This window comes from Chryseobacterium sp. KACC 21268 (assembly GCA_028736075.1).
Taxonomy (GTDB): Bacteria; Bacteroidota; Bacteroidia; order Flavobacteriales; family Weeksellaceae; genus Epilithonimonas.
This window is the reverse complement of record CP117875.1, coordinates 2,979,010-2,994,797: the sequence shown is the minus strand read 5'-3', so window position 1 is coordinate 2,994,797 and position 15,788 is coordinate 2,979,010. Positions and strand designations below refer to the sequence as shown.

The following is a 15,788-nucleotide window of genomic DNA, read 5'->3' as shown; positions in this document are numbered from 1 at the left end:
TGTTACTATGAATACCTATCATATCAACAAAGGCATCGGAAGAACGGTAGAGTTCAAAGGACTAAAAGCACAATACCTGTTCATTTTTGCAGGAGGCTTATTGGGAATACTCGTATGCGTGATGGTGATGTATATGGCTGGCGTCAACACCTATCTATGCCTTACTATGGGCGGCTCCAGCAGTTCCATACTGATCTGGCAGACGTTCTCACTGAACGGAAAATACGGTGAACATGGACTGATGAAATTAGGCGCTCAAAAAAAGCATCCAAAATATATCATCAGCCGAAAGTGCATCTATCGCTACCTGAAAAGTAACCATCAAAAAGCTTCAGTATGAGAAATACCTCCAAAGCCGCAACCCTGGAGAGTAAATTTCCACTGCTTGCGATTGAAAACAATTGCATCATTTCAAAAGATGCGGATGTCACGGTTTGCTTTAAGGTCAGACTTCCTGAACTGTTTACAGTGGCATCGGCTGAATATGAAGCGATGCATTCGGCTTGGTTTAAGGCCATCAAGACTCTGCCAGATTTTACTGTTGTGCATAAGCAAGATTGGTTTATCAAGGAAAACTACAACCCTGACCTTTTCAGAGAAGACCAAAGTTTTCTGTCAAAATCTTTTGAAAGACATTTCAATGAGAGACCATTTTTAAACCACTACTGTTATCTGTTCATTACGAAGACCAGTAAAGAAAGAATGCGGATGCAGAGCAACTTCTCATCCTTATGTAAAGGCAAACTGATCCCAAAGGAGATCAAAGACAAAGAAGTGATAAGCCGCTTTTTGGAAGCCATCGACCAGCTCGAAAGGATTATGAATGACAGCGGTTATGTCCATCTGGAAAGGATGACTGAAGATGAAATTTCAGGAACTGCCGAACAATCCGGAATACTAGAACAGTACCTGACCTTATCAAGAGAACCTAATCCTTCTTTGCAGGATATCAAGCTAGGATCGGAAGAAATGCGGATTGGAAACAACCGAATCAGTATGCACACCTTATCCGATACAGATGATCTGCCGGGTTCTGTTTCATCACACAGCCGCTATGAAAAGCTGAGTACCGACCGTAGTGACTGTCTGTTATCATTTGCATCTCCGGTGGGCCTTCTGCTAAGTTGTAATCACATTTACAATCAGTATCTGTTCATTGATAACAGCGATGAAAACTTGACCAAGTTTGAAAAATCCGCCAGAAACATGCATTCGTTGGCGAGATACAGCAGAGCGAACCAGATCAACAAGGAATGGATCGAAAAGTATTTGAATGAAGCACACTCTTACGGTCTTCAATCCATCCGGGCGCATTTCAATGTGATGTCGTGGTCGGATAATCCTTCAGAACTGAAACAGCTGAAAAATGATACCGGCAGTGCCTTGGCATTGATGGAATGCAAGCCACGCCATAATACAACGGATACAGCAACGCTTTACTGGGCGGGTATCCCAGGCAACGCCGGTGATTTCCCAAGTGAAGAAAGCTTTTACACATTCATTGAGCCGGCTTTGTGTTTTTTTACAGAGGAAACCAATTATCAGGATTCACCCTCACCGTTCGGGATCAAGATGGCCGACCGAGTGACAGGAAAACCCATTCATCTGGATATCTCCGATCTTCCGATGAAGCAGGGGATCATTACCAATCGGAACAAGTTTATTTTGGGACCTTCAGGAAGCGGTAAATCATTTTTCACCAACCATATGGTCAGACAGTATTATGAGCAGGGTGCTCATGTTCTATTGGTAGATACCGGAAATTCCTACCAAGGATTGTGCGAGCTGATCAAAGGAAAGACAAAAGGGGAGGACGGCGTGTACTTTACCTATACCGAAGACAATCCGATCGCTTTCAATCCATTCTATACTGATGACGGCGTCTTTGATATTGAAAAAAGAGAAAGCATCAAAACTTTGATCCTGACTTTATGGAAGAGGGATGATGAGCCGCCGACCCGTTCAGAAGAGGTAGCACTTTCCAATGCGGTGAGCGGATACATTGAGCAGATCAAGAAAAATAATCACCATCCGTCATTCAACGGATTCTACGACTATGTCAAAGATGACTACCAGAAAGTTCTGGAATTAAAAAAAGTCAGGGAAAAGGACTTTGACATTGCCAACTTTCTCAATGTACTGGAGCCTTATTACAAAGGAGGGGAATACGATTATCTGTTGAATTCAGAAAAACAGCTTGACCTGTTGTCCAAACGATTCATCGTGTTTGAGATCGATGCCATCAAAGACCACAAGATCCTGTTCCCAATCGTGACCATCATCATTATGGAGGTTTTCATCAATAAGATGCGAAGACTCAAAGGCATCAGAAAACTGATTCTGATCGAAGAAGCCTGGAAGGCGATCGCCAAAGAAGGCATGGCAGAGTATATCAAATACCTGTTTAAGACCGTCAGAAAATTTTTCGGGGAAGCCATCGTAGTGACCCAGGAAGTCGATGACATCATCCAGTCACCGATCGTCAAAGAAAGCATCATCAATAATTCAGACTGCAAGATCCTTCTGGATCAGCGCAAGTATATGAACAAGTTCGATGATATTCAGGCGATGCTAGGTCTCACGGACAAAGAGAAAGCCCAGGTACTTTCGATCAATATGAACAACGATCCGAGAAGACTCTACAAAGAAGTCTGGATCGGACTTGGCGGAACCCATTCTGCGGTCTATGCCACGGAAGTTTCCACCGAGGAATATCTGGCTTACACCACTGAGGAGACAGAGAAGATGGAAGTCATGAATCTGGCCTCTGAACTTGACGGCAATGTAGAACATGCCATCAAGAGGATTTCTCTCAAGAGAATCAAACCGACCAAAGACAAATAATTCAATCATTTAAAATTTACAACAATGAAAAATTTAATCATTAAAACAGCAATGGTAGTTCTTTTCGCTACCACCACCAGTGTAAAAGCACAATTCGTAGTGACCGATCCAGCGAACCTCGCATCAGGTATCCTCAATTCTGCCAATGAGATCGTGCAGACCTCATCAACCGTTTCCAACGTCGTTAAAAACTTCAACGAGGTTAAGAAGGTCTATGAACAGGGAAAGGAATATTATGACAAGCTGAAAGCCATCAACAACTTGGTCAAAGATGCCAGGAAGGTTCAGCAGACCGTCCTGCTCGTCGGCGATGTATCTGAGATGTATGTCAACAATTTCAGTAAGATGCTCAACGACCCCAACTTCAATGCCCAGGAGCTGACGGCCATTGCGAACGGTTACTCAGCACTATTGACCGAAAGTACCGAGCTTCTCAAAGAGCTGAAGCAGATCATCACTGCCAATGGACTTTCGCTCAATGATAAGGAAAGAATGGATGTGATCGACCGGGTCTACAAAGAGATCAAAGAGTATCATAACCTCGTAAGATACTACACCAACAAGAACATCTCTGTAAGCTATCTGAGAGCAAAGAAACAGAACAACACCCAAAGGGTCTTGGAACTTTACGGTACTTCAAACCAAAAATACTGGTAAGATGGAACCTACCAATCTACACGAGGTCCTTCGCTCAGTTTATGATGAGATGATGCCAATGTGTGCCGACATGGTTGCCGTAGCAAAGGGTGTCGCCGGTCTGGGAGCACTGTTCTACGTGGGCATCAAGGTCTGGCAATCGCTCAGCCGTGCCGAACCGATCGATCTGTTCCCAATGCTGAGACCTTTTGCCATCGGGATCTGCATTATGTTCTTTTCAACATTGGTGTTGGGCAGTATCAATGGCGTACTGAGCCCCATCGTTCAGGGAAGTCATTCGATGCTCGAAGGTCAGGTATTAGACATGAACGAGCTGCAACAGAAAAAAGATCTGCTCGAACGGGAGGCCATGCTCAGAAATCCAGAAATGGCCTATCTGATATCGGATGAAGAATTTGACAAAAAACTTGATGAACTGGGATGGTCACCATCCGATCTGGTGACGATGTCCGGAATGTACATCGAAAGAGAAATGTTTGACATCAAGAAAGATATCAGGGACGGTTTTCGTGAGTTTCTGGAGATCCTGTTCCAGTCCGCAGCTCTGGTCATTGATACGATACGGACCTTCTTTCTCATTGTACTTTCCATTTTGGGACCCATTGCCTTTGCCATTTCAGTATGGGATGGATTTCAGACCACGTTGACCCAATGGCTTACCAGGTACATCAGTGTATATCTGTGGTTACCGGTGGCTGATATTTTCAGTTCAATCCTGGCAAAGATCCAATCCCTCATTTTGGAGCGGGATATTGAGATGCTGGCTGATCCGAACTTTATACCTGATACCTCTAATACCGTTTACATCATCTATATGATTATAGGAATCATAGGATACTTTACAGTTCCAACGGTTACGGGATGGGTCATTCAGGCAGGAGGTGCCGGTAATTTTATGAGGAACGTCAACCAGACCGCTACAAAATCAGGCAATATTGCAGGGGCAGCAGCAGGTAGTGCCACAGGTAATATATCAGGCAGATTATTAAAATAAATACTTAAACAATGGAATTCAAAACTTTAAGAAATATAGAGAGCAGCTTCAAACAGATCCGCTTATTTACGTTTGTTTATGCAGTGTTATGCTTTGCTGTGGTTGGTGTGGTCGTTTTCAAGTCCTATCAGTTTGCAGAAGATCAGCGACAGAAGATATACGTCTTGGATAACGGCAAATCACTGATGGTAGCGCTGTCTCAGGATATGTCGATCAATAGGCCTGTAGAAGCGAGGGAGCATGTAAGGCGTTTTCACGAGCTGTTCTTTACCGTGGCACCCGATAAAAATGCTATTGAAAGCAATGTCAAAAGAGCCTTTAATCTGGCAGACCAGTCCGCATTTGATTATTACAAAGATCTTCAGGAGAAAGGCTATTACAACCGGATCATCTCAGGGAATATTCAGCAGAGAATAGAGGTTGACAGTGTTGTGGCTGATTTTAACAATTACCCATATTCAGTCAAGACCTTTGCAAGACAGTTCATTATCCGATCCAGCAATCTGACGATACGAAGTCTGATCACCAACTGTTCCTTAGTAAATTCAGTGAGGTCAGACAGCAATCCACAGGGATTTACGATCGAGAAGTTTAATGTCATTGAAAACAAAGATGTTGAAACCGTTGAACGTTAAAATCCAGAGCAATGAAAAAATTAAGGGATAAAATAGAGCACTTTACTTTAAGTGCAGACAAAAAATGGAAGTCGATCCCGGCTGAACGACAGAGGTTTTTAACCAAGCTGTTTTTGGCAGGTTATGCCATAGTTACTTTAATAGTACTTATCAGCATCGGTATCTCGACTGGAAATAAGAGCAATACCATCTCAATCAGTCATATTATGACCATTTCAAATCATACTGCAATGAAAAGATTAGCAAAGGATAATAAAGATGGTTCAACCATTAAAAAAGCAGACCGATGAAAGATTCAAATAAAATCAAGATCACTGAAAGTGATTCACCACAATTAGAACAGGGATTACAAGGCCTCCAAAATGTAAAGTGGGAGAATATTAAGAAACCCCTGATCTATTTACTGATGGCCGCAATATGTGCCGGTTGCTTTTACCTCATCTTCAGACCGAAGGACAATAAAATTACAGATAATCCAGGCTTTAATGCAGGGATACCACAGGCAAAGGACGATCAGCTGCAATCTGACAAACAAAAGGCTTACGAACAGCAGTTGTTGGAACAGAAAAATGAAGAAAAGAGAAATGCGATGACGACATTATCAGATTATTGGAGTGACACCAACAATATAGGTCGGAATTCTGATCAGACGCCATTGCCAGGTCATCCAAACGGTTTATCCCAGGCGGATCAGAATGCAGTCAACAGCTATCGCAATGCGCAGCAGACCTTAAGTTCCTTCTGCAATAGAGATGATCAGGAAGTGAATAATCTTAAGAAAGAAATTTCCAGGTTGAAGAATGAAGCTTTGCAGAACAATACTTCGCCTTCAAGTCTTGGGGTTAATGACCAGTTAGCGTTGATGGAAAAATCCTACCAAATGGCTGCGAAATACCTACCCCAAAGTAATAAACAGGAAGAACCTGTAACCGAGGAATACGATGTGAAGCAGCCTTCTAGTAATAAAGTTTTGCTCACAGCAGTGAAGCCAGCGCACTTAAATGTCGTTTCTTCTTTATACAGGGAGCCATCGGATAGCGCCTTCCTTGCTGGTCTTAATGAACGCAGAATGTTCGGAATTCAAAGTGAGACCGATGTTCCACGACAGGCCAAGAGTGCAATTCGAGGGACAGTTCAGCAATCAATGAAGATGACCAGTGAAAGTCTATTATCCATCAGGCTTTCTGAAAATATGATTGTAGGTCGTACAGAAATCCCCTCCGGAACATTGCTGAAAGCCAGTGGCAAATTTCAGGGCGGGAGAATGCAATTGAAAATTTCATCAATTGAGTATCATGGGAGCATTTATCCTGTAGAGATCAATGTTCATGACAATGATGGTCAGCTCGGCCTTTATGTTCCATACAAACCGGAACAAAATGCTGTGACAGAAATTGTGGGCGATATGGGGCAGACCTCCAGTACCAACATTATGATGACACAGTCGGCAGGTCAACAGATCGCGGCAGATATGAGCAGGGGTCTGGTGCAGGGCCTGTCAGGCTATTTTCAAAAACGGGTGAGGCAGTTAAAAGTCACAGTAAAGGCGGGTCATCAGGTTTTTCTTGTACCCAAAAAATAACCAATTAAATAATAAAAAAATGAACAAATTAATAAGCCATTATCTATTGATGATCGTATTTCTGCTCTTTTCAGGCAGATCGCCGGCTCAGGATCCAACTGTTTCCTATCTGCCACTGGATGAGGCCAAAATAGAACCTTACAAAATACAGGTCACTTATCATAAGACCTCGCATTTACTTTTCCCATCCCGTATTCGATATGTTGACTTAGGGAGTGATCTGCTGATCGCCAACAAGGCAGAACCTATCGGAAATGTTCTTCGCATCAAATCTGCGGTCAAGGACTTCGAGGAGGAGACCAATTTTTCTGTGATCACAGAAGACGGGAAATTTTACAATTTCGATGTGTATTACAGTGCTTATCCGGATGCACTCAGTTATGATCTGTTAAAAAAGGAACGGAGCATTGAACAGCAATATGCTACGGATGTCCTGTTTGAAGATCTTAATGGAAGTTCGTCTTCATTGTCGGAGCTTATTATGGAAAACCTGTATACAAAAAACAGCAGAACCATTAAACACATCGCTTCCAGAAGCTATGGAATTCAGTTTTCAGTTCGGGCATTACACGTGAATGACAGCAAATTCTATTTCACCTTGGAGGTAAAGAACAGCAGCAACATATCGTACAATATTGATCTGGTAAACTTTAAAATTGTCGATAAGAAGAATCTGAAAAGAACGGTTCTCCAGGACAAACTGTTAGAGCCTGTCAGAATATATTTTCCAACAATGACAGTTTCTCATCATTCTGACCTAGCAGCAGTTTATTTATTAGATCAGTTTACCCTGCTGAAGGATCAGGTTTTGGAGATCGAGATTCTGGAAAAAAATGGCGGAAGGCATCAGAAGATCCAGCTTGAAAATAAAGAGCTTGTCAATGCGAGACCGATCAGTGGACTGAATATAAAAACGAATTGATATGAAGCATTTGATTTTAGGGACAGCAATGCTGGTCCTCATTAGTATTGGTTCTTTTGCACAGCAAATGATCCCTCAGCAGAAAGGATTCGAAATTTCATATTCGGTATTTCCGAAGTCTCCTGAAAAGCAAAATTACGCTTTAGGTGCGGGTTTTATTTATTACACTAAAAATGGAAATTATCTTTTCGGACTGGCCGATTACAGCAGAAAGTATTACGAGTATGCCCATTACGATATCCCGATCGATACTTTCTCTTTCAACGGAGGCTACAGTTTCTATGTGTGGGGAGATCTGATGCGAAATGTCAATGTCAATCTTGGCATTGGCGGGCTAGTAGGATGTGAGCAGATCAATAGGGGAACTGAAATTCTTTACGACGGTTCAATGCTTAATTCCACCAGTAATTTTATTTACGGTGTAAGTGGAAAACTATCCTTAGAAAGTTACCTGACAGACCATATGGTCTTTTTGGTCAACGGGCAGCTGCGCTATTTGCAGAACAGCCAGCTGGGAAAGTTTCATTCACTGTTTGGTTTTGGAATACGTTATAATTTTTAAAACATATAAAATGAAAAATATGATCAACAATAAAGTCTTGAAATTGTTCAAATTTTCGATGGTGGTTTTACTGATAGGTCTGGTACTAACTTCTTGTGAGGACAACTATCTCAAAATACGGCAGGACTTTCCTTTTGAAGTCCAGGTAATGCCTGTTCCTGGGAAAATAGCCGAAAATGAAACGGTGGAAATCCGGATTTCACTCATTACTTCTTCTGATTTCAGTGGGACAACTTACAGTCTCCGTTATTTTCAATACGAAGGATCTGGTCAACTCCAACATTACAGTGACCCACCATATCTGCAGAATGATGAGTATCCATTGAAGCAAAAGGAATTCAGGCTTTACTATACATCTAAAGCTCAACAATCCCAGAAGTTCACTATTTGGATCAAGGATAGTTTTGGAAATGAAAGAAAGGTTGATTTTGAATTTGACAATGCTTGATGTTACATATAATTTTATCATTTACGGCTTGGTTTAACTAAGCCGTTTTTTCAGAGCGAGATTCCAACATTGTTGTTTCAAATTTTTGATCAACTTAATTAGGTGAGTTAAATTGATGCAATCTTTTGTAGGGTCAGCTACCTCAAAATCTTTCTATTGCTAAAATATTATATTGCTGATATTTTATTAAACTAAAAAGGTTAATATGTAAAGTAAATATATGGTACTGATTAAGTTTTAGTTTAATTGTGATTAGTATTTTAATAAACTCATAATCTGATAGAAAAATCTTTCAATTAATCTTAAGTCCTGAGTAACGATCTCGGCGTTGCCTTTTAACTCTTTATCAAATGGCAGATTCTTGTTATATGAAGTATGAAGACCATTAGGAAGAAGAACATCAACGTAGTAATTTCCTTTGTCATCAGGAGATAGAGAAATATGTTGAATTTTTCCCTCAATAATTCCATATTCCTGGAAACGATAATTGTCTAGCTTAATAAGGACTTTCTGTCCCGGAACAATTTTTCCAGAGTTGGTCGATGGCACCTGCATTCTGCCTACTACTGCCATTTTATTTTTTGGCAAGATAGTACAAATTGCATCTCCTGTTTTTATGAATTGATTTTCTCCCCAAAATCGCTGAAAACTGACAATACCATCAGTTGATGAAATGACTATGTATGACTGTTCCCATTGTTTCAACGATTTTCTCAATTGTTCAAAAAGTTGCAGGGCTTGTGATGAATAGTTAATTTCATCTTTTTCAGCATTAATAGATGCACCGCTCTTAGTTCTGTGTAGGTTTGAGATACCTTCTTGCATTTGGGAAAGGGCAATATTAATATTTTCGAGGGCTTGCTCAGCCTGCAGATATTTTATTTTTTCATTTTCCAATTCCATTTTAGAAATGACACCTTGATCAAACAAAATTTGAGATCTCCCAAAATTCTTTTTGCTTAAAGCCAACTTTGCTTTTTCCAGGCTATATTGTTGCCTTAAGGCTGAAATTCTAACATTATATTCCGATATACTTTGGTTTGCTGCAACATTTTCTGGAGCATAAGGCTTAAGTCTTCCAAAAAGTTTTGTGTCTTGAAAAGCTTTTGAAAATGCGTTATAATCACTTTGTAATTCTCCTAATTTGAAGCCGGAGATTCTAGCTATAGGAAAGGAAAGTATCTTATCAGAGGAAGTAGAATCAACGATATCTTTTAGTTTAAGTACATCCTGATAATTGGCAGTGGATTGCAAAATCATCAGAATGTCATCCTTATTTACAATTTGTTGATCTTTTACAAAGATCTTTTCAATCTTGGAATTAATTATAGATTCTAATTTTTCTGGTGGATTTTGTGACGTGACAATTATTGGTGCAGGAATGAATTCAGGATATTTTATAAACCAACTCATTAAAAATATCATTAGAATAATTCCGAAAATTATTGAGTTCCCCCAACGTATCATCCAGTTTGGGGGTTGGGAAAGAATATCTTGGACATTCTCGCTTCGCAGTTCTGTGTTATCTAAAATATTATCTGGCATAGATCAAACAAAGCCCTACACTAATAGGGCTTAATAAAGTTAATATTTTTTTGTTTTTTGACTCTCAATGTATATATCTTAATTCTATTAAAATAGAATTAAAGACATTCAACATCGCCACCCCCATGATTGCCTCCTTTGTAAATGCATGCGGGTCTGGGACAACCGTATACAGAAACACACATCGGATCCATTTTAACAGTTCCTCCTTTAATGTTTTTCAAGTTTTCTCTGGTGATTTTTTTTAGATTTTTCATACAAAATTTTTATTTTGGTTTTCCTACTCTGTAAGCTTTTCGGATTCCGCTGTTAGATTTTAAACTATAAATTTGATGATGTCACATAATGAGCGTAATAATATAATAGACTCACTCTTAAAATAAATCTTTTATTTAGTTAGTCAGGTATGCATCCAGTTATATTTCCTGATCCATCACAGGTCCCGGTATTATATCCGGAAGCACTTGTCCAATCGCAAAAAGCGCCAGCTTCTTTTCCTTTGCAATTATTAATGAATCCACCACCCTTGATAGATTTCAGACTTTCTCTCGAAATTTTTTTTAGATTTTTCATATAAATTTTTGTTTTTGGTTCTCTTACTCTGTAAGCTTTTCAGATTCCGCTGTTGTTCATTTAAATTAACATTAATTTTTAATTATACGAATCAGTTACCTAGTTCTAGCTGGTTTTTGACAAGTCTGTAATATTCACCTTTCAAAGCAACTAATTCTTTGTGATTACCCTCTTCTACAACTTTGCCCTTGTCCAATACAATTATTTTATCAGCATGCTTCACAGTAGAAAGTCTATGTGCGATAATTATTGCTGTTCTACCTTTAAAGAATTGTTCAAGATTTTCCATAATTGTCTTTTCGTTGTTGGCATCAAGGGCAGAAGTAGCTTCGTCAAAAAAGATGTAGTCTGGTGACTTGTATACGGCTCTTGCAATGAAGAGTCTTTGTTTCTGACCGCCACTTATACCAACTCCCTCGTTGCCTATCTTGGTGTTGTAGGTTAAGGGTAATTTTTCAATAAAATCTTTGATATTGGCAATCTCTACTGCTTTCTTTAGTTTAGGCTTATTTATATAGTCTTCACCCACTGCAATATTTTGTGCGATTGTGTCATTAAACACATAGCCTTCTTGCATTACGACGCCACAGTGATCACGCCAGATTCTTGGCGAGATATTTTTTAGATTGGTATTTCCAACTTTTATATCACCTGAATTCAGTTCATAAAATTTCATCAATAATTTCAGAAGGGTAGTCTTCCCACTTCCGCTAGCGCCTACGATTGCAGTAGTTTTCCGATAGGGAATTGAAAGATTTAAATTTTCGAATACGAAAGAATCTGAACCTAAATATCGGTACGTCAGATTTTCAATTTTAATATCTTCTTGTGGTATGTCGCTTACATATTGTTCATCTTTGTTTTCTTCGTCTTCTTTATCATGGATTTCTCCTAATCTTTCCAAAGATATCTTTGCATCTTGTGTTTGGCGGATAAAATCTACCAACTGGAGTAAAGGACTGTTCAATTGACCAATGATATATTGTACTGAAAGCATCATACCCAAAGTGAGATTGCCGCTTAATACCAATTTTGCAGAGAGAAAGCTAACAAGAATATCTTTTACCTGATTAATGAAATTTCCTCCGACTGATTGCCACTGCTCCAAAGAAAGAGACTTAATCTGGATCTTAAATAGTTTTACCTGTAAAAATTCCCAATCCCATCGTTTCTTCTTTTCGGCGTTATGCATTTTGATCTCTTGCATTCCATTGACTATCTCAATTACTTTGCTTTGTTCCTGAGAAACTTGCGAAAATCTCTTATAATCCAACTCTTTTCTTTTTTTTAAAAAAAATGTAATCCAGGCTATATACAATACTGCACCAATAAGATATACAAAAAATAATCTGTAATCATAAAGCAGTAAAACAACGCTGAAAATGATCAGATTAACAAGTGAAAAAAGTGTGTTCAAAGACGAGTTTGTAAGCAGTTGCTCTATGCGATGATGATCATTGATCCGTTGCATGATATCCCCGGTCATTCTTGTGTCAAAAAAACTGATGGGTAATTTCATCAGCTTAATAAAGAAGTCAGAAATAATAGAAATATTTATTCTTGTTGAAAGATGAAGAAGAATCCAGCTTCGAATAACCTCTATGCCAGTCCTTCCCAGAAATAGCATCACTTGCGCCAGCAATACCAAATAGATAAAATTCAGGTCTTGATTCTGAATACCGACATCTACAATGCTCTGTGTTAAGAAAGGTAGAATTAATGACATTGAACTTCCTGCCAATAGACCAACTGCCAATTGAAGGACAAGAGGTTTATACTTTAAAAGGTATTTAAAAAGAAATGAGAGGCTGGCTTTACTCTCTCGGTTATCAAATTCGTTTCTGTAAAACGCCGGCGTTGTTTCCAGAATGAGAGCTATACCTTCTTCTGTGTCTTCGGTGGCATCTTCTCCAATCCAACTTTTTATAAATTCATTTTTGGTATAGGTTATTAGTCCATAGCTGGGATCAGATATGAATACTTTTTCAGCTTTTTCAATTTTATATACTACAACGAAATGCTGTTTATTCCAGTGGACAATACACGGCAATGGAACTTCTTCAGATAAAGTGGTAAAATCGACTTGAACACCTAAAGAACGAAATCCTATATTTTCTGCCGCATCACTTAGTCCAAGTAGACTACTTCCTTCTCTTGTAGTTTCTGATAGGTCACGAATCTGCTGTAAGGCAATGTTTTTGCCATAATATTTTGAGATAATTCGGATACAAGTTGGACCGCAGTCTTTAATATCTGGTTGAGGGTAGAATGGGAAACTTTTCAAGTCGTTGGAAATATTTACGATAATCAGTTGTTATTAAAATAATAACAACTGATTTTGTTACAAATTATATTAACTACAAGGAGGATATACAACGCCCTTTCGAGCGCAAAATAAACCACCATAACAGTCTTGTCTGCAATATTCAGTTGCATAGCATGTCTGACCGCCGCAGTCTAACGATATAGGGTCATCTCCACCCTTAATTTCTCTCAATTTTTCTCTTGTTAATTTTTTTAAATTTTTCATATAAAATATTTGTTTTGGTTATCTCACTACGTAAGCTTTACAGCTTCCTCTATTATCTAGTAAGGTTAAATATAAAAATGTATTAGAAAATAAGGCAGTAAATCCTGCCTTATTCAGTATAGTATCGAATAAATTTGTCTCTTATAGCTCTACAAGTCGCAGACAAAACATTGGGTCTCCATTCTTGGTGCATTGCCATGTAACCGCTCCATTGTAAGGGTCAAAACATCTCACTTGTGATGTCAATGGCGGGCAAATTAAGACAGGAACAGTTGGTGCTCCTCCAGAAAAAGATTTTAAGTTCTCTCTGGATATTTTTTTTAGATTTTTCATGTTAAATATTTATTTTGTCTTCCTACTCTATAAGCTTTTCGGATTCTGCTATTTTACTTTTAATAATTCATATTTTTTTAGATAGAATGCTTTTAAATTGGTACAACTCTCAGACACAATCTAGGATCACCATTTGCTGTACATTGCCACGATGTTGCTCCAGTAACAGGATCAACGCATCTTGCTTGTTTCTTACCTGGTTCACACATCCAGTCGCCCGGTTGAGTAGGCGCACCGCCACTAATTTCTTTTAGACCTTCTCTCGAGATTTTTTTTAATTTTTTCATATAAAATTTTGCTTTGGTTTTCCTACTCTATAAGCTTTTCGGATTCCGCTGTTTTATAAATACACGCCTTTTGTCTATGACAGGTTTTAATACCTGTTTCAGTCTGACACATATTTGTAAATCACCATACGACGTAAGGTCGAAATTTGTGATAAATAGACTGCTAAAGTGGTCTACAAATAATTGCGGTATTGGTACAATTTAACAGTCTGCCCAATGTACGGTATTGCATCTAACGCATGTACCACAAGGATCATAACACCATAAGGCAGGGTAGGCTTTACAAGAATTAATAGGAGCACCACCTTTGATTGATTTTAAATCATCTCTTGAGATTTTTTTTAAATTTTTCATATAAAATATTTGTTATTTTTTCCTACTCTATAAGCTTTTCGGATTTCGCTATTTTTTTTATTTTTATTTCTGTAAATAATTAGACAAAAATTACTGTGCATTTTTACTTTTCTAACAAGTTCAATACAATATGCTTTATTGAGATTAAATATTTAATTTTTAAAACCCATTAATTAGTCTTAGCAGTAAATACTAATGCAAAAGAGTATTTCAAATGAGATTGGGGCTGAAAATGGAATCTGTTTATCGTTCTGAGCTGGAAAATGATGCTATCGAAATTCATATATATCTTTTTTAAATTTCCACTTTGTAATAGTATTTTATTTATTTAGAATTATACTTTACAGCTTTATCCAATTCTATTGGATTGTAATTTTTTCTAATATCCGATTGCCTCAATCTCTTTATGCTATCCAAATCTTTTACTGTTTTTATTTGTTTTCCATAGATTGATAATGTAAAATCTTCTCCCATTTCCATTTTTGTTCTAAGTTCTGAAAAAGGATTATTATATGCATCGATTAGTATTTTATTATATTTTTCAACAGAGACAGCCAATGCCTTTTTTCCAAAATTAGATTCCAAAATATTTTCTGTATTATATTCAGAACTTATTTTACGAACTTCTACGAGTTTAAACTTAAAATTTCCTTCTACATCTTCGATTTCAAAAATTAAACCTGGCAATCCCCTAAATTTGTACGGACCTTCTGAAATAATTATATCCTTACAAAACCATGCGGTCCAAAGTCTTCCACCATATTTCGTATTAGCTTTTTGAAGAGGGAAATTATTATATATTTTAGTTTCTGAATCAATATTCCAACGTAATTTGTCCTTCGATTTTATCTTATAGTAATCGCTGTCGATAAATTTATAGGCCATATTTTCATCTGAACCAAGCATTCTTTCTACCATAACTGATGCAGGTACTGTCATTGAGGTTGTTTCCTTGGTTAGTTTCTGAATCGAGTCTAGATGATAAAGCTCTTCATTATAAAATTTTACTTTTTGTGGAGAAATATCTAAATAATATCGCATCGAAAATTTCTTCTGCGAAATTGTATCCTTAACAAAGGAATATTCGTATATAAATCTGTAAAATTGTGAATGACAAGTTACAGGCATGATAATCAATAAACAAAAAATAAAAGTTTTCATAATTAATATTTCATAAAAAACATGGTTTTTTGAACCTAATTATAAAACAATCTTTAAAGTTGATATCGAACCAAAATTTTAAAAAAATGGTAGCTTTAAAGATTGTTTAAATTATTAACCTTGGGGATCGATAACCTTTGGGCAAGCCTTTGAACCTCCTGTTGAGCATGAAACGCCAACTCCATCTTGTGCAGCGCAAAGGCCGCCACAAGTAATAGATACCATTGTTCCATCTGAGCAGCCAGCAACGCAAGCAGATTGTGCTCCGCTACCTACCATTGATTTTAAATCCTCTCTTGACAGTTTTTTGAGATTTTTCATGTTTTAAATGCTTTTTAATATTCCTACTCTATAAGCTTTT

The 15,788-nt window shown here is 38.0% G+C and carries 16 protein-coding genes; 10 read left to right on the top strand and 6 right to left on the bottom strand.

Annotation, left to right across the window (positions count from 1 at the left end):
* Window positions 1-7: 7 nt before the first annotated feature.
* The 10 genes from PQ459_13805 to PQ459_13760 are packed head-to-tail and all read left to right on the top strand — an operon-like array spanning window position 8 to window position 8,644.
* Window positions 8-340: a DUF4133 domain-containing protein gene (locus PQ459_13805; protein WDF45973.1), complete on the top strand. Its 333-nt coding sequence runs from the start codon at window positions 8-10 to the stop codon at window positions 338-340.
* Window positions 337-2,844, top strand: coding sequence for a TraG family conjugative transposon ATPase (locus tag PQ459_13800; GenBank protein ID WDF45972.1), 2,508 nt, complete (start codon window positions 337-339; stop codon window positions 2,842-2,844). Before PQ459_13805 ends, PQ459_13800 begins: the two co-directional genes overlap by 4 nt.
* Window positions 2,845-2,895: 51 nt before the next feature.
* On the top strand, window positions 2,896-3,501 hold the full coding sequence (locus tag PQ459_13795) for a DUF4141 domain-containing protein (protein WDF48726.1): 606 nt from the start codon (window positions 2,896-2,898) through the stop codon (window positions 3,499-3,501).
* A 1-nt stretch (window position 3,502) separates the two neighbouring features.
* Window positions 3,503-4,495, top strand: coding sequence for a conjugative transposon protein TraJ (traJ, locus tag PQ459_13790; protein ID WDF45971.1), 993 nt, complete (start codon window positions 3,503-3,505; stop codon window positions 4,493-4,495).
* 11 nt (window positions 4,496-4,506) lie between these two features.
* Window positions 4,507-5,130 (top strand): conjugative transposon protein TraK, encoded by a 624-nt coding sequence (traK, locus tag PQ459_13785; protein ID WDF45970.1) that lies wholly within the window; start codon window positions 4,507-4,509, stop codon window positions 5,128-5,130.
* A gap of 11 nt (window positions 5,131-5,141) precedes the next feature.
* A complete protein-coding gene (locus tag PQ459_13780) occupies window positions 5,142-5,420 on the top strand; it encodes a hypothetical protein (protein ID WDF45969.1) in 279 nt (92 codons plus the stop codon).
* Complete coding sequence (gene traM, locus PQ459_13775) at window positions 5,417-6,712, top strand: conjugative transposon protein TraM (GenBank protein WDF45968.1); 1,296 nt, start codon at window positions 5,417-5,419, stop codon at window positions 6,710-6,712. Before PQ459_13780 ends, traM begins: the two co-directional genes overlap by 4 nt.
* A gap of 19 nt (window positions 6,713-6,731) precedes the next feature.
* A complete protein-coding gene (gene traN, locus PQ459_13770) occupies window positions 6,732-7,634 on the top strand; it encodes a conjugative transposon protein TraN (protein ID WDF45967.1) in 903 nt (300 codons plus the stop codon).
* 1 nt (window position 7,635) lies between these two features.
* On the top strand, window positions 7,636-8,196 hold the full coding sequence (locus PQ459_13765; GenBank protein ID WDF45966.1) for a conjugal transfer protein TraO: 561 nt from the start codon (window positions 7,636-7,638) through the stop codon (window positions 8,194-8,196).
* A gap of 10 nt (window positions 8,197-8,206) precedes the next feature.
* Window positions 8,207-8,644, top strand: coding sequence for a TraQ conjugal transfer family protein (locus tag PQ459_13760; GenBank protein WDF45965.1), 438 nt, complete (start codon window positions 8,207-8,209; stop codon window positions 8,642-8,644).
* A gap of 252 nt (window positions 8,645-8,896) precedes the next feature.
* Here the strand turns inward: PQ459_13760 and PQ459_13755 are convergent, their stop codons facing one another.
* The 6 genes from PQ459_13755 to PQ459_13730 all read right to left on the bottom strand — a co-directional run bounded on the left by PQ459_13755 (window position 8,897) and on the right by PQ459_13730 (window position 15,706).
* Window positions 8,897-10,189 (bottom strand): HlyD family efflux transporter periplasmic adaptor subunit, encoded by a 1,293-nt coding sequence (locus PQ459_13755; protein ID WDF45964.1) that lies wholly within the window; start codon window positions 10,187-10,189, stop codon window positions 8,897-8,899.
* 396 nt (window positions 10,190-10,585) lie between these two features.
* A complete protein-coding gene (locus tag PQ459_13750) occupies window positions 10,586-10,762 on the bottom strand; it encodes a hypothetical protein (protein WDF45963.1) in 177 nt (58 codons plus the stop codon).
* Between the two features lie 91 nt (window positions 10,763-10,853).
* Window positions 10,854-13,046, bottom strand: coding sequence for a peptidase domain-containing ABC transporter (locus PQ459_13745; protein WDF45962.1), 2,193 nt, complete (start codon window positions 13,044-13,046; stop codon window positions 10,854-10,856).
* A 671-nt stretch (window positions 13,047-13,717) separates the two neighbouring features.
* Window positions 13,718-13,912 (bottom strand): hypothetical protein, encoded by a 195-nt coding sequence (locus PQ459_13740; protein WDF45961.1) that lies wholly within the window; start codon window positions 13,910-13,912, stop codon window positions 13,718-13,720.
* Between the two features lie 678 nt (window positions 13,913-14,590).
* Window positions 14,591-15,427, bottom strand: coding sequence for a GLPGLI family protein (locus PQ459_13735; protein WDF45960.1), 837 nt, complete (start codon window positions 15,425-15,427; stop codon window positions 14,591-14,593).
* 114 nt (window positions 15,428-15,541) lie between these two features.
* Complete coding sequence (locus PQ459_13730; protein WDF45959.1) at window positions 15,542-15,706, bottom strand: hypothetical protein; 165 nt, start codon at window positions 15,704-15,706, stop codon at window positions 15,542-15,544.
* Between the last annotated feature and the right edge of the window lie 82 nt (window positions 15,707-15,788).